At 60.4% G+C, this 18,623-nt stretch carries 18 protein-coding genes and 3 pseudogenes; 5 read left to right on the top strand and 16 right to left on the bottom strand.

Translation table 11 applies throughout. The features are described 5' to 3' along the window. Positions 1-141 precede the first annotated feature (141 nt). Complete coding sequence (locus A0U93_RS08480; protein ID WP_077806971.1) at positions 142-3,066, top strand: ligand-binding sensor domain-containing diguanylate cyclase; 2,925 nt, start codon at positions 142-144, stop codon at positions 3,064-3,066. A gap of 120 nt (positions 3,067-3,186) precedes the next feature. On the opposite strand, the gene A0U93_RS08475 is transcribed toward A0U93_RS08480, so the two are convergent. The 8 genes and pseudogenes from A0U93_RS08475 to A0U93_RS08435 all read right to left on the bottom strand — a co-directional run. Next, a complete protein-coding gene (locus tag A0U93_RS08475) occupies positions 3,187-3,657 on the bottom strand; it encodes a DcrB/PsbP domain-containing protein (protein WP_077806970.1) in 471 nt (156 codons plus the stop codon). Next, on the bottom strand, positions 3,633-4,061 hold the full coding sequence (locus tag A0U93_RS08470) for an ankyrin repeat domain-containing protein (RefSeq protein ID WP_147151030.1): 429 nt from the start codon (positions 4,059-4,061) through the stop codon (positions 3,633-3,635). Before A0U93_RS08470 ends, A0U93_RS08475 begins: the two co-directional genes overlap by 25 nt. Beyond that, positions 4,048-5,331 carry a hypothetical protein gene (locus A0U93_RS08465; RefSeq protein ID WP_077806968.1) on the bottom strand — a complete coding sequence of 428 codons (1,284 nt, stop codon included), beginning with the start codon at positions 5,329-5,331 and terminating at the stop codon, positions 4,048-4,050. The genes A0U93_RS08470 and A0U93_RS08465 overlap by 14 nt, the downstream gene beginning before the upstream one ends. Then, complete coding sequence (locus tag A0U93_RS08460; RefSeq protein WP_077806967.1) at positions 5,328-6,254, bottom strand: DUF4123 domain-containing protein; 927 nt, start codon at positions 6,252-6,254, stop codon at positions 5,328-5,330. Before A0U93_RS08460 ends, A0U93_RS08465 begins: the two co-directional genes overlap by 4 nt. Next, complete coding sequence (locus A0U93_RS08455) at positions 6,251-6,616, bottom strand: PAAR domain-containing protein (protein WP_077806966.1); 366 nt, start codon at positions 6,614-6,616, stop codon at positions 6,251-6,253. Before A0U93_RS08455 ends, A0U93_RS08460 begins: the two co-directional genes overlap by 4 nt. A 22-nt stretch (positions 6,617-6,638) precedes the next feature. Further along, on the bottom strand, positions 6,639-7,067 hold the full coding sequence (locus A0U93_RS08450; protein ID WP_169852723.1) for a DcrB-related protein: 429 nt from the start codon (positions 7,065-7,067) through the stop codon (positions 6,639-6,641). Between the two features lie 186 nt (positions 7,068-7,253). Next, a pseudogene (locus A0U93_RS16180) lies at positions 7,254-8,011 on the bottom strand (IS5 family transposase). 4 nt (positions 8,012-8,015) lie between these two features. Continuing rightward, positions 8,016-8,446: pseudogene (locus tag A0U93_RS08435) on the bottom strand (transposase); the annotation flags it as partial. 199 nt (positions 8,447-8,645) lie between these two features. On the opposite strand from A0U93_RS08435, the gene A0U93_RS08430 reads away from it, so the two are divergent. Together A0U93_RS08430 and A0U93_RS08425 are read left to right on the top strand one after the other, a co-directional pair. Then, positions 8,646-9,167, top strand: a complete 522-nt coding sequence (locus A0U93_RS08430) for a hypothetical protein (RefSeq protein ID WP_077806962.1) — start codon at positions 8,646-8,648, stop codon at positions 9,165-9,167. Then, positions 9,151-9,843, top strand: coding sequence for a glycoside hydrolase family 19 protein (locus A0U93_RS08425; protein ID WP_211273992.1), 693 nt, complete (start codon positions 9,151-9,153; stop codon positions 9,841-9,843). The genes A0U93_RS08430 and A0U93_RS08425 overlap by 17 nt, the downstream gene beginning before the upstream one ends. Before the next feature lie 71 nt (positions 9,844-9,914). Here the strand turns inward: A0U93_RS08425 and A0U93_RS08420 are convergent, their stop codons facing one another. The 6 genes from A0U93_RS08420 to A0U93_RS08395 all read right to left on the bottom strand — a co-directional run bounded on the left by A0U93_RS08420 (position 9,915) and on the right by A0U93_RS08395 (position 14,534). Continuing rightward, positions 9,915-10,244 carry a histidine phosphatase family protein gene (locus A0U93_RS08420; RefSeq protein WP_147151027.1) on the bottom strand — a complete coding sequence of 110 codons (330 nt, stop codon included), beginning with the start codon at positions 10,242-10,244 and terminating at the stop codon, positions 9,915-9,917. A 137-nt stretch (positions 10,245-10,381) separates the two neighbouring features. After that, the gene (locus tag A0U93_RS08415) at positions 10,382-11,779 is read right to left on the bottom strand and encodes an NAD-dependent succinate-semialdehyde dehydrogenase (RefSeq protein ID WP_077806959.1); all 1,398 of its coding nucleotides are present in this window, start codon (positions 11,777-11,779) and stop codon (positions 10,382-10,384) included. 85 nt (positions 11,780-11,864) lie between these two features. Beyond that, positions 11,865-12,419, bottom strand: a complete 555-nt coding sequence (gene rsmD, locus A0U93_RS08410; protein ID WP_077806958.1) for a 16S rRNA (guanine(966)-N(2))-methyltransferase RsmD — start codon at positions 12,417-12,419, stop codon at positions 11,865-11,867. Further along, positions 12,419-13,240 (bottom strand): pseudouridine synthase, encoded by an 822-nt coding sequence (locus tag A0U93_RS08405; RefSeq protein ID WP_077806957.1) that lies wholly within the window; start codon positions 13,238-13,240, stop codon positions 12,419-12,421. The genes rsmD and A0U93_RS08405 overlap by 1 nt, the downstream gene beginning before the upstream one ends. Before the next feature lie 75 nt (positions 13,241-13,315). Further along, on the bottom strand, positions 13,316-14,041 hold the full coding sequence (locus A0U93_RS08400) for a gamma-glutamyl-gamma-aminobutyrate hydrolase family protein (RefSeq protein WP_077806956.1): 726 nt from the start codon (positions 14,039-14,041) through the stop codon (positions 13,316-13,318). A gap of 10 nt (positions 14,042-14,051) precedes the next feature. Further along, entirely contained in the window at positions 14,052-14,534 is a 483-nt protein-coding gene (locus A0U93_RS08395) for a hypothetical protein (RefSeq protein ID WP_077806955.1), read from the bottom strand. A gap of 95 nt (positions 14,535-14,629) precedes the next feature. Here A0U93_RS08395 and A0U93_RS08390 point away from each other — a divergent pair, with 95 nt between their 5' ends. Then, the gene (locus A0U93_RS08390) at positions 14,630-15,112 is read left to right on the top strand and encodes a nucleoside deaminase (RefSeq protein ID WP_245824784.1); all 483 of its coding nucleotides are present in this window, start codon (positions 14,630-14,632) and stop codon (positions 15,110-15,112) included. A gap of 177 nt (positions 15,113-15,289) precedes the next feature. Further along, on the top strand, positions 15,290-16,855 hold the full coding sequence (locus A0U93_RS08385; RefSeq protein ID WP_077806954.1) for a Do family serine endopeptidase: 1,566 nt from the start codon (positions 15,290-15,292) through the stop codon (positions 16,853-16,855). Positions 16,856-17,334: 479 nt separating this feature from the next. Here the strand turns inward: A0U93_RS08385 and A0U93_RS08380 are convergent, their stop codons facing one another. Both A0U93_RS08380 and A0U93_RS16770 read right to left on the bottom strand, forming a co-directional pair. Then, entirely contained in the window at positions 17,335-17,883 is a 549-nt protein-coding gene (locus tag A0U93_RS08380; protein WP_077806953.1) for a hypothetical protein, read from the bottom strand. 166 nt (positions 17,884-18,049) lie between these two features. Further along, a pseudogene (locus A0U93_RS16770) lies at positions 18,050-18,441 on the bottom strand (transposase); the annotation flags it as partial. Positions 18,442-18,623 lie beyond the last annotated feature (182 nt).

Genomic DNA, 18,623 nt, shown 5'->3' with positions numbered 1-18,623 from the left:
GCCCTGAACTCGCGAGAGTTTGGGGCTTTTTTCGGAGTATAAAGCATCAGGACGATGCATTCGTTTTTTCTTACCTCAATCACTCACATGCTGTAAACGATCTCCTAGAAATTGTTCGGGCGATTACAGGAACAGCAGGTTGTGAATCGTGTAACAACATACGGTATCCTCATTGCCTGTTTCTATCTGGCGATTATTTCTACGTCCTATGCTCAGTCTTTATCATCGCGTCTGTTCAATCAGACATCTGGCCTGACGAACCTCGACCCGGATCATCTGATCGAAACGAGGTCCGGCGCGATCATTGCGACCACCCAGGGAGCGTCGTTCGTCTTTGACGGTCACAGCTTTCTGCCGCTCGGAGCCGAGCAGGGCTTGCCTGATAGTACGGCCGTGAACGACATCACACTTGGGCCAGACGCTCGAACCATCATTGCTTCGCAGGAAAACCGACTGCTGGTCGCGCAAGATCCCTCTCCATTTTCTTTGGTGCGCCTCCATTTCAGGACAATCGCCCTTCCGGTTAACGGTCGCTATGTGCAGACCTCGGCTTTAAGTGCCTTTGGGAATGGCGTGGCGGTCTCGACCGGGCATGATCTTCTGTATCTGTCGCTTGATGTTCCTGCTGAACCAAAATTCATCGTCCCTCCGCCTCAAATAACACGCGCCAATCGTTCCTTGCGCACCCCATTGGACGTTTATGGCAATGGCCCTGATCTTTGGGTGAGCGACCACGATGGACGCATCTGTGTCTTTGGTGCGACGCGTGACCACTGCTGGGCGGCGCAGGAAGGGCTACCGACGCGACGCTGGGGTGGTTTCCTCGCCACAAGCGGGCGAAGTGTGATCGTCCGAACCGGCAATATCGCCGCCATCCTTGATCCGCAGCAGGCGTCTGTCCGTCTTGAGATGATTCCGGACAACGTGCCGGCTCTCGATGGCCTCTCTCGCTTCTTACGGATCGATAGGGCTGCAAACGGCGATCTGATAACGCAGGCCGTTCATGGCGTCGCGGTGCGGCATGATGGCGTCTGGCATGCGATCACGCTCACTGATGGTTTCAATCAGCTCTTGCCCATGGCCATCGACCAGGCCGGTTCTATCTGGCTCGGCCTTTTGGGTGAGGGGGTCCGCCAGTATGTGGGCTGGGGCGCTATAGATAACCTGACCCGGCTGGGTGGTTTGTCCAACGGTGTCGTCTGGGGAATTATCCGTGCGCAAGATGGTCGCCTGTGGATTGCCACGGATGGCGGGCTCGATCTTCTTTCGCCCGGCAAACCGCCTCGTCCCAGTTTCGAGAACCGGAGTATACAGTCTCTGGCTGTAGGACGGCCAGGTATCCTCTGGATGTCGGTGAACGCCAGTACTCTGGTCCGGCTCGATACGCGCACGGGTGCGAAGACCGAATATCCATTCCCGGATATTTCAACGGTCCACACCGCGCCGGATGGCACGGCATGGGTTGCAACCGGGAACGGCCTATATCGTCTGGAAGACGACGGCCGCACCCGGCCGATGCCCGTTCTAAGCAGCGCGCATGACACCTCATTGACTGATCTGGTCATCGATCCGGACGGCACGATCTGGCTGACCGGGAGCGGAATGCTCTGGCGCAAACGGCCCGGCGAGGACATGCGCCCGTTCGTCCGGCAATGGGGGGAGCCGAAGGTTAACACGGAGACCCTGGCGCATCGGCCCGGCGGACCGGTCTGGGTCGGCACTCTGGATGGTCTCTTTCGGGTCGATACCACCACACCTCAGCCCCGCGTCACCAAAATCGATCCGGATCGCCTCCCGGATCGCACGATCGCCGCTGTCATGGTGGACCGGCGCAACAACGTCTGGGTTGGAACGTCGAGCGGGGTTGCGATCCTGCATGATGGGCAATGGGTCTCCGCTGATGTGACATCCGGCCTTGTCGGTAACGACGTGGCGCAGGACAGCATTTACGAAGATGCGGACGGTTCAATCTGGATCGGTACCGCCCAAGGTCTGTCGCACATTCTGAAACCTGACATCCTGTGGCAGCTGGATGCGCCCCATCCGTCGATTCAGAAAGTGACGGTCGATGGTGTTCCCTATCACGGCGAGATGCTTCCCTATGCACATCCTCGGCTTGATGTCTGGATCGGTCTCCTTGGCGGAAGGCGCGGTGGGCGGACCTTCTTTCGTTATCAGATCGCAGGCATCGCCCCCCGCTGGCAGGCACTCTCGACCGATCACCTTGTCTACCCGGCCCTTCCCTCGGGCCAACACCGCTTGCTGATCGAGACGGTCGATCCGGACACGCGTGCGCCATCGGATCCGATCACACTTGTGATCACCATCAGACTGCCATGGTGGCGACAGCCTTGGGCCTATGCCGGTTACGTTGTCCTGCTGATAGGGACTGGATGGCTTCTGCTACGGCTGCGGACCCGCTACCTCATGCAACAGCGCGCCCGGCTCGAAGCTACAGTCAGGGCGCAGACAGCCGACTTGTTGGACGCCCATGCCGCCCTTGAAGCTCAATCCCGGCAGCTTGTTTACCGTGCTACCCATGACGGCCTGACGGGGCTGTTGAACCGGGCGGCCGTGCAGGAAAGCTTGACCAAGGCGCTGACTGGCACGATCGTGCCACGACTGGCGGTCAGCCTGATCGACATTGATCACTTCAAGCGGCTCAACGACACGCATGGCCATCTGGTCGGTGACGCCGCGCTGGTCGCCTTGGGCGAGCGGTTCCGCCATCAGCTCGCCCCCGACGAAACCATTGGACGCTATGGGGGAGAGGAATATGTGCTTCTCGTGCCGCAGAGTGGTTCTGACGGATTCAGACGGGTCACTGCCATCATCGACACTGCAACAGCCAGTCCGTTTGCGATCGAAGGGTTGACCCTGACACTGAGCGTCAGTGCTGGTGTTGCGGTCGCAGGTGAGGGGGATAGCTGGAACTCAATCATTCGTCGTGCGGACCGGGCACTTTACCAGGCGAAACGTAATGGCCGCGCTCGGATCGTCCCGGCGGACGGCGTTTTCGCAGAACGATATCAACCCGATCAAGTGGACGTGATCCTAAAAGGCTGATTACACGAAAGGCGTTTCTTCGTCCTCAACGGCAGCCGGCCCCTGAAATGACACGTTTCCCGCGCATCGCACAGCTCTTGCGGGTCATTGGCACAAGTCCGGCTTTTCCGAAGGCCCATCTTATGAAATGCGCAAGGTTTCACGCAGTCGTCGAAATGTCTGCTCCAGAGAGGGGAAATCCAGATAGCCGGCCGCAGCTGTTGTGATGAGAACGGTTGCCTCATTCCAGTATGAAAGGGTGATCCACTGCGTGACGGTCATTTCCTCGAGGTCGCACCGCACGATCATCTCGCGCATCGAACGATCCAGCGAATTGGCCGGATCGGCCTCGACAACGACGTTTTCATACTCCCGCTTCAGATACCGAAGATGATGCTGGGCATAGAGCTCGAGGCCCTCGTATCCCATGCCGACGAAGTCCTCGGGGAGCGGCTCCCGCTGGGTGCCGAAGATGGGAGCGAACGGCATCCTCATGTCGATGACCGGTGCCTTGATGAGGATTGTCGACTCATCGCGCCAGCCTTCCGGAAGAGCGATCGAAAGATGATTGCGTGGGGCCTCCATCTTCAATGCGCCCCCGCAGGCGGCCATTTGCCTTCCGCGGCCAGGCGTACGACCTCCTTTGGGTGCGGTGCCGGGGAAGGGAAGCCTCGCTGGTGCAGGATTGCCCTGACGCGCTGCAAAGCCTGACCTTCGGGGCAGTCAGGTATAACGCGACTGCCTTCAGCATAGTCACCAACATTCATGCCAAATTTACTGTACGCCCAAATATTTGCTCCATATTCGATAAAAAATTCAACCAAATCCCATTGATCCGTTGCTGACGCCATGAGCAGAGGCGTTGAACCGGCGTATCTGTCGTATTTTTCTTCAAGACTTGCTCCAGACTTAACAAGATCCATAGCTTCCTTTCTTTCGCTCCCCATGATGGCGTCTATCAGTTCGCCATCATATGACTTCTTCTTTCCAAACCATCCCACGTCAATTTCCTCCATTCAGCAGGGATTCGAGACTTTCTATTTTCTCGCCGATCGCCTTCTTGATGTAGCCGCCCATGTGATAGAGGCCATTCTTCAATATGGGCATTTTTTCCGCCAGACTGGTCGTTTTTGTTCCCGGATCCAGTTCCCAGACCTTATCTGCCGCCGCCTTTGGCATTGGCAGGTGCCGTTGCAGCCAGGTCAGCGCATCCCCTTTCAGAGAGACGGCGTCGATCTGATTTCCCTGCATATAGGGCACCGTCCTGGCATGAAGTCCGGCCGCGTTGTAGGTGATCGCCGGGAGCCCCGTGGCCCGACTGGCAGCGGAGGCCATGCCGCCACCCAGAGAGTGCCCGACAAAAACAACATTACGACCGGCTGCATATCTTTGAATTTGCCCAGCTATAAATTGAGCCTGAGTGTAGTAAAAACTTTCCCGGCCGAGACCCTGCCTCAAATTTTGTGCTACATCCTGACCCAAAATATGCGGACTCCTAAGGGTTGGCCATTTCGTCCAGGACGTCGTTCCCTTAAAAGCGACAATCGCATCTCCCGTTTCCCGATGGATGAAGACGGCCGCGCGAAACTCTGTTTTCCTGCCTTTGTTGAGGGGATGCTCCAGCATATCTTCCCGTAAACCAAGGCTGTTCAAATCCTCCGCATTCGCATTTCGATATCCTGCAGGCGCTATACGCGTTTCGGGAGGCTGATACGCCGCTGATGCCGCTTCCAGTCCCGTCCGGAATTTTTCCCACTGCATAAGCTCTGCATGCTTTTCTGCCGTAACATCGGTCGTTTCAGGACGCTCTGCTGCGCAGGTGACGCAGGGTCCGTCCTCGCGTCTTGTGGAACTATTATCTGGTTTGCCGTTTTTCACGGTCGGCGACGGCGCCTTTTGCGTTGGCCCTGCGTCGGCTCCCGGATTGGCGCGTCCCGACTGCGACGCGGCTTGCCCCGCGCTCTTTCCGGTATCGACCGTTGAACTCTTCGTATCGCTCGGGACGGGTGGTGCCATCGAGCGGTTAAAAATATCGTTGCCTGTATTGATGGTTGCGTTCGAGCTGCCGCCGTCAACCGAAGAGTTCGCAGAACTGGCGAACGGGTGCACTCCAGGAGAGATATCGGGTTGTGTCACGCGACCGAAAAGACTTCCGTCCGTAGCCTGATACGTCGAAAGGCTGCTTGACGAGTTCAGGATCGTCAGTTTTGAAGTCGGAGCCGTGCCCTCGATCTTGCCCGAGACACTGGAAAGATTGCCTTCCGGCAGCCTATCGCTGCCGCTCATCGCTCAGCCCCCTTCCGGTCCCGCCGCATGACCTCCTGCATTATGGCGTGGGCCTGTTCGTCAGGAGCGGCCTGACCGTCAGTGATGAACGCTTTTACATCGTTCATCTCGAAGGCCTCTCCATTTGACCGGAGCCGGATCCATGCGAAGGCCTTAAAGCCTTTCTCGGTGGTCAAGCCCCAGTGGCGCGCAAGTCGCTCCGTTTCTTTGACGAAAAACAGAAGAACGTCGTCGGACGCATCGCTCGTGCTGCCAGGTGCTTCCCTTCTCAGAAATTCCATGACGTTGTGGCGGGATCGCGCGACCATGGCATCCGAGACCTGGTCCATTTGTGCCCGGCTGAAGGTGAGCGGTCCTTTTTCAGCATCTGGCCAATTATTGCGGCGACGTGCTTCAAGCGTGCCCTGCCGGCTCTGGGTATCCAAGAGCAAAGCGTGCGCGGGGCCGAACATGCGCGCCCTCTGCGTCGGCGTCATGACCGGCAGCGTCACCAGAACACTTGCGGGATCGAAGTGGCGAAATACGACCATACGCGTCTTTCTGCCGGACGATAGCTCGACAGTTGCCGGCGTCGGCAGTCGCGCCATGTTCAGCCCTCGCAGATGTCGGTAGAACGTCATGGCGTCACAGTTGGGGACATTCCAGAAAACACCGCCTTTTGTAACGTCGGGCAGTATCAGGAAGTCATCCAGACGCTCGCGCGGAAACACGACGGCATGTGGGCCGTCACGGCGCATCTTGGGGTCGGACTGCTCGATAAACAAAGGGCGGCTTTCGAAGTCGGCCCTCCGGAGCATATCGGGAAGATCATCAAAGAGTGCCCCATCCATGGCGACATGAACCGGGCCATCTCCCCATCGGGCAATCCTTTCTCGAATCGAGTCCAGGACGGACTTGACCGCGCTCGCGGCAGACTGGCTCAAGACGGTTCGTAGAACGGCGCCCCTGCGGCGGCGGCCTTGCGCGGGCAGGGAGCGCCGGGGAAGCTGCCGTTCCCAAAACTGACACCATCTCCGATGAGAACAGTCGGGCAGCCTCCGATGATGACGCCCCCGTGAGCCGTCATATCGCCCATACGGGCCGCAGGACGGCCATTGATGAATACCGTTGCCGATCCCTCAATAATAGCGTCTTCAGGTCCGACACACAGGCCCATATCGCCGATGCGCGCGGCTGGCAGTCCGCCGATGAAGACATTCGGAGAGCCTAGCATGATGGGGCCGCCAACATGCTCGGGACATTCGTGCATATCGGAAATCCGTGCCGCGGGTCTGGCGTCGGGCATGATGTGCTGACCTTTGCGTGTGTTACTCGGGATCGGTGAGCCGAAGACTTCCGAAGACGCTATTGGTCATGTTCAGTTGCGTCGACTGAAATTCTCCAGGGACGCTGATCGTCAGTATGATGCAGGTGCGTCCGTTGTCGACATAAACAATCCGTTGGCCCACCGTTTCATTGCCCCTGTCATAGGACGTTGCCGCAATCACGCTGGACCGACCCGAAAAGGAATGCGCCCGACGCCAATGTAGCGCGAAAGTGGAATCTCGACGTCCGCGTTCTGTCAGATCGGCGCTTGCCCAATCGGCCAGGGCAATCTCTGGCAAGCGAACTTGCCGGCGGATTGTAAGGCTTAAGGGGAGAACGTCCGGGACGGGTATCGTGAAAATCTGAACACTGTCATCACGAGTGCCTTCCGGGAGATCGATGGATCCTTCGTGGAAGAGATATTTCAGCATTGTCATACGATCAGTGGCATGGGGAGATTGGTCCGGGGAAAGCACGTTGACAGCGGGTGGTGCGAGATGTGTTCATCAGGACACCCGCGCGTGATTTTTTCCATTCTTTTGTCTGTACAAATTCCGTGGCTGTTCGTCTCCCTTGCCAGACCGAAGCTGATCTCGACGTCTAGGCGCTGTCTGCATTCAGCGTATCCAGATCATGGAGCATGCGAGATGGACGAAGCCCATGAAGGCGGTGAGCGTTTTCTCGCATCGCAAGGCGATTCTGCGGAAGCGTTTGAGTTTATTGAAGAAGCATTCGATCTGATGGCGCTCCTTGTAGAGGCTCCAGTTGATCGGAGGTATGCTGGCCCGGCTGGGATTGGCCTTGATCTGCGCGGTTGCGCCGAGATCATCAGCGATGAAGGCGCGTAGCGGGTCTGCGTCGTAAGGCGGCGTCGGCGATGACATGGCCGACGCCCTGCAGGCCGGACAGGAGAGCCTCGGCCTGGGGTCGGTCGCCGTATTGTCCCGGCGTCGGATGGAGCCGCAGCGGGAGGCCGATCGCATCGACGACAGCGTGCAGCCTGGTCGTCAGGCCGCCGCGCGAACGACCGATGGCGGCAACTTCAGCCCCCTTTTGCGCCCGTCGCATCGGCATGAACCTTCGAGATGGTGCTGTCGATCAGGACATATTCGAAGTCCGGCGTATCGGCCAGGGCATGGAAAAGTCTTTCCCAGACACCCGCGTGTGACCAACGTCGAAAACGAGCGTGGACCGCGGTCCATTTGCCGAACACGTCTGGCAGGTCGCGCCAGCGCGCCGCATTGCCGGCCATCCACAAGATCGCACCCACGAACAGTCGATTGTCAACGCCGCTCCGCCCGGGCGTTCCGAGCCGGCCGGGAAGATGGCCTTCGATCCGGCTCCATTGCTCGTCCGTCAGTGTCCGTCTGCTCAAGGCTTGCCCTGCCATGTCCATCCGCAGCTACGCAGACCTTGGTGCCAAAGCTTTCACGTGAGTGGCCAGGCGCCTCACGATCCCTGAGGCGTCCTCTGTATCCCCCTTTTTGGCGGCCCCGGCCGCCTTGTGATGGGCACGGATCGTCGTGCCATCGAGAAAGACCATGCCGAGAGCCTGATCCCTGTCTTTGAGCTTTTCAAAGAGGCGCTCCCACACACCGAGCTTCGACCGGCGAATGAACAACTGTGCGGCAATCCACCAGGGACCAAACTCAGACGGAAGGGCGCGCCATTTCGCGCCGTTCTGATGACGCCAGAAAATCGCGGAGATCGTCCGTCGAAGGTTTTTCGGTGGGGTCTTCCTCTTCGGACGCACTTCCTCGATTAAAGGCTCCCATATGGACCATGCGGTATCGGAAAAGACAGACTGCATCATGCTCATCATCAGCAGCTATGCAGTCCGTTCCGTTATTCAAGACCTAACAGGCCCTAGAACAGATATTTAGTGAGGCCCCTAGGTAATGGCCCGTCTGTGAGAGGGTAAGGGCTACCAGACGTTCAAGGGGCACTTCACACCCTTGGCACAAGCAGGGTAAAAAATCGGAGGATGACGGGATCAGGAGGCAGCGAACATGGCGTACCGCATTTTTGTACCATTGCTGTTTATATCTATTCTGGGGCCGACCACGGCAGGATGGGCAAATACCGGCCTCTGCGCCAGTCGGGAACGCGCGGTGTTCTCCTGCGAGACAGACAAGGGGGTCGTCTCTATCTGCGAGGACGGTGTGAAGTTGCATTACAGGTTCGGCAAACCGGGCAATGTCGAAATGTCCTATCCCGCTGATGACGATACGGCTTCACCCGCATTTAACGCCGATACGCTGACTTTTTCAGGCGGCGGGGGGGCCTATGTCACGTTCATCAGGAAAGGACTTCGCTACACCATCTTCCGCGCGAGCGGACGCTGGGGGCAGCATGATGAAACGACGCTCGTCGGTGGCGTTGCCGTGGCACGGGGCGATAAGGAGGTCACTAATCTGGCCTGCCACGGAGGCACATTATCCAGTCTTGGCCCCTCCCTTTTCCGGCGGGACGGTCTTCATGCTGAAACGCCACCTTACGACTTCGAGATACCTGATGGTTTCTTTCCTTAACCGAGGGTTAAGTATTGCCATGGCCGCCACAGCATATTCAGGAAATGTACTGCCCATACCGTTTCTGACCCTGCGTCGCATCATGCCGCATGCCCCGGTGCGCTATTTCGCTCCCCTGAATGCAGCCATGGGCGTTTATGCGATCAACACGTCCTTCAGGGCCGCGGCCTTTCTGTCGCAACTGGCTGTCGAAAGTTTCGAATTGCGACGCACGCATGAAGGCTGGACGAAACGCAAGGGTTTTCATCTGCCGGGTTCAGACAGACCCGCACATACTGCGACCTCACAACGCGACTACTTCGATTATTGGTACGGAAACCGGCGTGATCTGGGAAACAATACGGTAGGAGATGGATATAACTATCGCGGAAGGGGCGGAATTCAGATTACAGGAAGAGACAATTACAACAAGGTAGGCCAGGGCCTCGATCTGCCCCTGACTTCAAGACCATCAATTCTGGAGGACGATCCGGGAACAGACATGGACGTGGCGGCATTTTTCTTCGCCCGCCTTAAGCATCTCAACACCGTTGCGGATAGCCTGGATCCTGAGGATCCCTCAAGTATCGAACACGTCAACCGCCGTCTGACACGGGCGATCAATGGCGGTCACAATGCTCTGGCAGAAAGGTTGGCCTATTACCGCACGGCTCTGAATGCCTTGTCTGTCGCCTGATCGTGCCCAACCGATCGAAAGGCGTGATAAATCACACCCCCTTTTTGGCCTGCCGGCAGCCTGTCCCCGGCTCAGAGGCTGACGGTGCAGTCGACGATGTCGTCTCCTGACAGGACAATCACCTGAATGTTGGCGATCGGGTTATCCCGGTCATAGGTCGGGAAGAGCGCCATGACAGTCCCGTTGTCGGCGTCCGGCATTGCCGTGATCAGCCGAAGCGCCTGCATGACCTGGCCATGGGCGAAAACGACGATGAAGGCCTCGGACGCGTCCTGCAGTCGGGCGCGCAGGAGACGGACACGGGACAGGAACGCCGAGAAGCTCTCGGCGCCCGCTCCGTCCATGAAGGCCGGATCGCAGCGCCGCCAGTAGTCCTCCACCATCGGCCGACGCTGTGCCAACGATCGAAGGACCGATGCAGATGCCACGTCTCTGGACGGTCAAGTCATGCAATCAGATACGCTCACCGGGTTATTCATCCATACGTTGGGGCGCGTCCTGTGTGGCCGTCTCGATGCCGGGGATGGCGGGTGTGTCGTCAGGGGTGGGTTTTGGCCCAGACGACCTGGGGGTTGGTGAATTCGCGGAGGCCGAAATGGGATAGTTCCCGGCCGTAGCCGCTTTTCTTCACGCCGCCGACGGGGATGCGGGGATTTGAGGCGGAGAAGCCGTTGATGAAGACGCCGCCGGTTTCGAGACGGCGCGCGATCTGGCGGGCGGCGGCGATATCGGCTGTCCATATATTGCCGCTCAGGCCGTATTCGCTGGTATTGGCGAGTTCGATGGCGTGTTCGGTGTCGCGGGCGGTGGTGAGGGCGGCGACAGGGCCGAATGTTTCCTCGTCGAACGCGGCCATGCCGGGTTGCACGTCGGCCAGCACGGTGGGTTCGTAGAAATTGCCGATGCCGTCGATTTTCCGGCCGCCGAGCAGGAGGCGTGCGCCCGCGCCGAGCGTGCGTTCGACCTGATCGTGGAGTTCGTCGCGCAGGTCGCCGCGGGCCATCGGGCCGATGGTGGTGGCGGGGTCGAGCGGGTCGCCGGCTTTCACCTTTCTTGCGGCTTCGACGAATTTTCGGGTGAATTCCTCGGCGATCGGCTGTTCCAGGATGAAGCGCTTGGCGGCGAGGCAGACCTGGCCGGCGTTCTGGAAGCGGGCCTGGATGCCGACCTCGACGGCGCGTTCGATGTCGGCGTCGGCCAGGACGATGAAGGCGTCCGTGCCGCCGAGTTCCAGGAGGCTTTTCTTGAGTGCCTTGCCGGCTGTCGATGCGACGGCCGAGCCGGCGCGCATGCTGCCTGTGACGGTGACGGCGGCGATCCGTGGGTCTTCGATGACCTGGGCGACGGTGTCGTTGGCGACGTTCAGGTTGGCGAACAGGCCTTTCGGGAAGCCGGCGGCCTCATAGGCGTCCTGAAGTGCGAAGGCCGATCCCATGGTGGTGTGGGCGTGTTTCAGGAGGAAGCCGTTGCCGGAGAGCATGATGGGGCCTGCGGCCCGGATGGCCTGCCACAGCGGGAAGTTCCAGGGCATGACGGCCAGGATCGTGCCGATGGGCAGGAAGGAGACGTAGACGGTGTCGTCGCCGTCGATGGGGGCGGGTTCGTCGGCCAGGATGGCGGGGCCGTTATCGGCGACCCAGTCGATGGTATCGGCGCATTTGCGGACTTCGGCGCGGCTGGCGTCGATCGTCTTGCCCATTTCGGCGGTAATGGTGGCGGCGAGGGCGTCCTGACGTTCGCGCAGGATGGTGGTCAGGCGGTGATAGGTTGCGACGCGCTCGTTCATGGGGGTATCGCGCCAGAGGGTGCGTGCTGCCGTGTTGTCGTCGAGCAGGCGGTCGATCTGCTGCGGGGTCTGGAAGGTGTATGTGGCGAGGGTTTCGCCAGTGGCGGGGTTGCGTGAGACGGCCGCGCCGTTCGTGTTCTGGTTCGACATCTGTGGCCTCCCTGACGCGTGCGGCGGGGTGGCGGCACGCTTGGCCGTTACAATGAAAGCATGTGGGCTGAAAGTATAGGCCCGCTTATCCGGCGTTGCGCCAGATCGTGATCCGGGCGGCGCCGAAGCGGCGGTCGGCGAGAGGGTTTTCGATGGCGAGGGGCGGCTCGTCCGTGCCAGTTTCGGCGACGATGAGGGCGTCTGGCGTGAGCCAGCCCTGTCGGGCGAGGGCGTCCAGGGCGCGCGGGACGAGATCCTGTGCGTAGGGTGGGTCGAGGAAGGCGATGGCGTGAGGCGTTGGGGCGCGGGGTGGGCGCGTGGCGTCGGCGTTGAGCAGGCGGGTGCGGGATTCCGCGCGATAGGCGGCGATGTTGGCGGCGATCGCGGCGCGGGCGGCGGGGTCTTTTTCCATGAACGTCGCGTGGGGGGCGCCGCGTGACAGGGCTTCCAGTCCCAGCGCTCCGGTGCCGGCGAAGACGTCCAGCACGGCGGCGTTGCCGAACAGGTCGCGGCCGCCCCATGGGGCGTGAAGCAGCATGTCGAACAGGGCCTGACGGGTGCGGTCGGCGGTGGGGCGGGTGGTGTGCCCGGCGGGGGCGCGGAGGGTGAGGCCGCGCCGTTCGCCGCCGACGATGCGCATCAGTCTTCCTGTGTGTCGGGGGTGGTGTCGGGCGTGATGCGTCTGGCGCGGGTGCGTGCGCGGGCCGGGGCGGCGAGGCCGGGGATCTGTTCGCGGAGGATCTTGCCGGGGACTTCCTCCAGTTCGCGTTTTTGCAGTGTGCCGAGCTGGAAGGGGCCGTAGGAGACGCGGATGAGGCGGCTGACATGCAGGTTGAGGCCGGTCATGACGCGGCGGATTTCGCGGTTCTTGCCTTCGCGGAGGGAGACGGTGAGCCAGGCGTTGTCGCCTTTTTTCGAATCCAGCCCGGCTTCGATCGGGCCGTACTGGATGCCGTCGAATTCCGAGCCCTTGGCGAGGGCGGCGAGGCGCCGTTCGTCCACGACGCCGAAGACGCGCACGCGGTAGCGGCGGACCCAGGCGTTGGACGGCAGTTCCAGGCGGCGGGCAAGGGCGCCGTCGTTGGTCAGAAGGAGCAGGCCTTCGGAGTTGATGTCCAGCCGGCCGACGCTGACGACGCGGGGCATGCCTTCGGGGAGGGATTCGAAGACGGTGGGGCGGCCTTGCGGGTCGCGGTGGGTTGTCATGAGGCCGTCGGGCTTATGGTAGCGCCAGACGCGGGTGTGTTCGGCCGCGCCGACGACCTTGCCGTCCACCTGCACGATGTCGCCCGGCTGGACGAAGGTGGCGGGGTGGGTGACGGGCTGGCCGTTGAGGCGGATGCGGCTTTCCTCGATCATGCGTTCGACGTCGCGCCGGCTGGCGGTGCCGGCGCGGGCGAGCCATTTCGCGATCCGCTCGCCTTTGTCGGCGGGGGCGTTGGATGGGGCGTCGTCGGTCATGATGGGTCCTGGTGCGGCTGCGTCGGCGGCTGGATAGCGGATTTCGGTGGCGGGTGCACGTGTGGAATGCCGCGTTCAGGCGGTGGATCGTGCGGTTTCGACGAGAGATGCGAAAATATTCCGGTCCGCGGGGTCGATAAGGAACTCGGGGTGCCATTGGACGCCGAGGCGGAAGGGGTGTTCGGGGTGTTCGACGGCTTCGATGATGCCGTCGGGGGCGTGGGCGCTGATACGCAGTGCGCCGGGGGTTCGGACGGCCTGATGATGGGAGGAGTTCACGCGCATCGTGGTGGCGTGGGTCATGGTGGCGAGGTGTGTGCCGGGGGTAATGGCGATGGTGTGGCCGGGTTCGTCGCGCGGGTTGGGTTGTTCGTGGGGCAGGGCGTTGGGGTGTGTGTCGGGGATGTGCTGGATCAGAGTGCCGCCGAAGGCGACGGCGAGGAGTTGCATGCCGCCGCAGATGCCCAGGATCGGCAGGTCGCGGGCGAGGGCGGCGCGCAGGAGGGCGCGTTCGGCGGTGGTTCGTTGTGGTTGGGGCGTGGTTTGGGGATGGGGTGCCTCGCCGTAGAGGGCGGGGTCGAGATCGAAGGCGCCGCCGGTGATGACGAGGCCGTCGAGCCGGGCCATGAGGGCTTCGGCGTGGTTGGGGTGGTGGCCAAGGGCGACGGGAATGCCGCCGGCGTGGGTGATGGCGTCCAGATAGTGTTGGCGCAGGGCGTAATAGGGGAAGCGCGAGAAGGCGCCGGGTGCGCCGGGTTCGGCGTCGAGCGTGACGCCGATGAGGGGTTTTTGCGCGGGCATGCGGTCGGGCCTAGTCGTGATGCGTCGGTTCGAGGAGGTGGATGGGGGTCATTAGTGCGGCTTCCGTGGCGGCGGCGTTCTGTTCGAGCCAGTGGCCGGCCTGTTGGCTGGTCTGCTGGATATCGCCGTAGAAGCGGTGTGAGTAGATGACGGATTTTCCGGTGCCGTCGACCAGCTGGAGTCGGGCGAAGACGATTTCGACGAAGTCGGGGGTTGAGAAGGTGACGGCGGCGAAATAGGCGGCTGGTTGTTCCGGGGTGGCGGGTCTGGCGTCGGTTTTCAGGATATGGCCGTTTTGCTGGTAGATTCCGAGCACCCTGTTCGCCACGGCTGCCATTGCTTCGGGCGTGTGGGTGTCGGGGTAGTTGTTGAAGGTCAGCATGTCTTGCCAGGTTGCGAGATCGCTTTGCTTCGGGGGTGTGTATTCGTGCTGATTTTCGGCGGACCAGCGATGAACATAATGCGTGTCCTGGAAATCGATGGCGTTGGTCATGGTCGTTCTCTCCGGCGGGGTCGTTGTTCTGGTCGTTGTTCCGTTGGCTGGCGGGGGCGGGCGGCGCGGGTCGATTTAGAAGGGTATTTTGCCGGATGTCGAATTCTGGCCTGGCGGGCGGCGTCGTGACGGTGGATTCGATGGGCCGGGCGCTGGCGGCGGCGCGGGCGGCGGCGGGGCGTGGCGAGGTGCCGGTGGGGGCGTTGGTGCTGGATGCCGGGGGGCGGATTCTGGCGATCCGCGGCAACGAGGTGGAGGCGCGGTGCGATGCGGCGGCGCATGCGGAGTTGCTGGCCATGCGCGAGGCGGCGGGGCGGCTGGGGGATGCGCGGCTGACGGGATGCACGGTGGTGGTGACGCTGGAGCCATGTCCGATGTGTGCGGCGGCGATGGTTCATTTCCGGGTTCGGCGGGTGGTTTTCGGTGCGTATGACCCGAAAGGTGGCGGGGTGGAGCACGGGCCGCGCATTTTCGAGCAGCCGCGTTGCCTGCATCGGCCGGAGGTGGTGGGCGGTGTTCGGGCCGGGGAGAGTGCGGTGTTGTTGCGCGGGTTTTTCGGTGGGTTGCGGGGGCGGTGAAGGGCGGTGAAACGTTTGACGAAAAATGTCTTACTGATCTTTCACGGGCGGTTATTTGGGGTTTGAGGGGAACCGCACCATATTGCCGAGCGATCAGCTTCGGTTGATTGCGGGCCTGTCCTGTTGACGGGGCCGTTCAGGTTTCATGCCGGTTCCCGGCTTTTATGCGGAAACACCATGCCCAACGTCTTTCGCCCGCGCACCGCGCCTTCGAAATTCCGTCGAGCTCTTGCTTTGGCGACCGTTCCGGCGCTTCTGGCCGGTCTGGGCCATGCGCCTGTCGCGCATGCGCAAGGTCCGATCAAGCCGCAGACGCAGGTTCAGACGCTGCCCAACTTCGTCAATCTGGTGAAGCAGGTGAAGCCGGCGGTGGTGTCGATCACCTCGCATATCCGTGCGGATGTGGCGGCGCAGGAGGAAGGTGGCGGTGGTGGCGGGATGCCGGACCAGGGGCAGCAGGGGATGCCGTTCCCGTTTCCCTTCCCGTTCCAGATGATGCCGCAGCAGCAGCCCAAGCGCACGGTCGAGGCGCGGGGTTCGGGCTTCATCATCTCCGGCGATGGCTACATCGTGACGAACAACCATGTGGTGAACGGGGCGACGCGTGTTTCCGTGACGCTGGACGATGGCACGACGTTGCCGGCGAAGGTGGTCGGGCGCGATCCGCAGACGGACGTGGCGCTGCTGAAGATCAAGCCGAATGGCACGTTGCCGTTCATCGAGCTGGGCGATTCCGATGCGGTGCAGCCGGGCGAGTGGGTGGTGGCCGTGGGCAATCCGTTCGGCCTGGGTGGCACGGTGACGGCGGGTATCGTCTCGGCGCGGGGGCGTAACCTCAATTCCGGTGCGTATGACGATTTCATCCAGACGGATGCGCCGATCAATCATGGCAATTCCGGTGGGCCGCTGTTCTCGCAGGATGGGAAGGTTGTCGGCGTGAACGCGGCGATTATTTCGCCGTCCGGCGGGTCGATCGGCATCGGGTTTGCGATACCGTCCAACACCGTGAAGAACGTGGTCGACCAGATTCGCAAGACGGGCCATGTGGTGCGTGGTTATCTGGGCCTGACGGACCAGAACATCTCGCCGACGATGGCGCAGGCGCTGGGGCTGAAGCCGAGCGCGCCGGGTGCGCCGCCGATGGGCGCGCTGGTGGCGAGTGTCAATCCGAAGGGGCCGGCGGACAAGGCGGGCGTGAAGAGTGGCGATGTGATCACCACGCTGAATGGCAAGCCGATCAAGGACGGGCATGATCTGGCGGTGCATGTGGTGTCCATGGCGCCGGGATCGAAGGCGACGCTGGGTGTTCTGCGGGCCAACAAGCCGACGACGATCGACGTGACGGTTGGCAACATGGCCAAGGGCAAGGGCGGTTCGGATAACGACAATGGGTCGGATGATTCGGATCAGGGCAATAGCGGGCGCATTGGCGTATCGCTGGCGCCGCTTTCGCCCGATCTGCGGCAGCAGCTGGGCGTGGACGAGACGGTGCATGGCGCGGTGGTGAGCGATGTGGCGCAGGGTTCGGCGGCGGAGCATGCCGGCATCCGGCCGGGCGACATCATTCAGGCGGTCGGCACCACGACGGTCGAGAATCCGCGGGCGGTGATGACGGCGGTACGGGGCGTGCTGAAGGCCAAGCAGCCGATCCTGCTGCGTGTTCTGCGCGATGGGCAGCAGTTGTTCATTGCGGTGTCGCCGAACGCGCCGGATGACGACAGCGATGATGGCGACGGGCAGTAATCTGTTGCATTAACGGTTTTGGGGAAGGGCGGTCTTCGGGCCGCCCTTTTTTTGGCGATTATACTGTTTGTGGATATGGCTGGTTACGCCTCATCTCTGCCGTTCAGATGGCCACGCTAATTTCCTCATTGCGGACATGATGGATTTAAAATTCAATTTCCATGTTGCACTATGTTTGTGCTGTGGCGCCCTTGTTTGGGCGCGGTCGATTGCGTCGCTTACGTGACCTAAGAGCCGCCGCATGCTTTTGGGGGCAACGTATCACCTTAAACCGTCCGTCCTGACAACCTATGTGGACGACTGCCGCGCCAAAGCTGCAATCCGGGCTATAATTTTGGACATCCATATGTATGAGCTTTTGCAAGATCAATAGGCGCGGAGTGTTTCCATCGGTTTTGGAAATGTGATTTACAGTGGGGCGTTGTTCTGTCTCTGGGGTGTCGTGTTGGCCATGAAACAGTGTCTGTACAACCAGACTACTAAACCGTGACCGTGCGCCCGATGCTCCCAAGCATCTTTTGTCTTATCAATCCGCTGACCGGACGTATCAGATACCAGTAAGGCGTAAATTTTCGCTTTGCCTCGACGTCAAGACAACAGATGCGCGTTTCGGTAGCGAGGCGCGTCCGGTTGTTACCAAGACATTCGACAGAAAAATTTAGAGCCAACTTGGCTGCACCATGAGCGTTAAAACGCATGAAATCTTCACTGTCTTGCAAAGGAACCTGTCCGTAGTCTGCTTGCCAGAAGCGGCCAGCGAGGCCCAGAACCACTTCGCGATCCTCTAAATGCTCCAGAATAGTAAAGTTTCTCAGACTGAATGGTCGTCTGGCCGGAAGTGAATTTCTTTTAATTCGATCAATGATCTTGTTGGGAAATTCCCGAATGACAATAGCAGCACGAATGATTGGATCATTATCTGGCTGATAATTTATGGCGGCCCGAAGCACATCAGAAGCTTGCGCGCTTATTTCCAGCGTGTGCCGTTCACGAAAATGAAAGCTCGGAACATATTTGTCTATAAGCATTATTTCGAAAATCTCTCGTTTGCGTGACGTACGCTCTCAGGAATGAGGATATTCCGTTTTTTTAAATGAGGAAAACCTTAGCATACGCTTCCGACTATTCTCTCAAAGGTTCTCATATCCGCTTGGGCCTCATAGCCAGAAGATGACGGTTGCAGCGAGGCAGCCGCCCGGTATAATCGCTGATCTGCCCCACAATCATGAAAATCAGCGGTCGTCCGTCCTGATCCCCTTTTTTAACCGCAGGCTCGAAGCCGTACGGTGCGCCTCGAGATACGTCGCATCAATCATGATGGTCTGAGGCTCTGCCTTTCAGGCAGCCAGTCAGTCCATCCTCCGGGTGAAGATCTCCGTGGTGCCCCAGTGCTTCCAGGGGTTGTACAGGGTCTTGTGTGGGCCGTATTTCCGAGGCGCATCACGCCATCGCAGACCTTTGCGGTTTGCAAAAATGATGCAGTTCAGCACACGGCGGTCATCAACGCGTGGTTTGTCGTAGCTCTTGGGAAAGAACAGCCGCAGACGCTCCATCTGCTCGTCCGTCAGCCAAAATAGATCGCTCATCTTCAGTCTCCTCACAGAGCCTGCATCAGATTTCCGCAATCAAATTAATAGGTCCTGAGCCTAAGAGCGGGACATTTGGCTACTACGGCATGATCAGGAGACTTGGTACACTCAAATAGTACATTCTTGGGCCTGTCGCTGCATGTCTGATAGGGCGATGACACAGAGACGTTCATAAACAC

This window comes from Neoasaia chiangmaiensis (assembly GCF_002005465.1).
In the GTDB taxonomy this organism is placed as follows: domain Bacteria; phylum Pseudomonadota; class Alphaproteobacteria; order Acetobacterales; family Acetobacteraceae; genus Neoasaia; species Neoasaia chiangmaiensis.
This window is presented reverse-complemented; position numbering and strand designations above follow the sequence as displayed.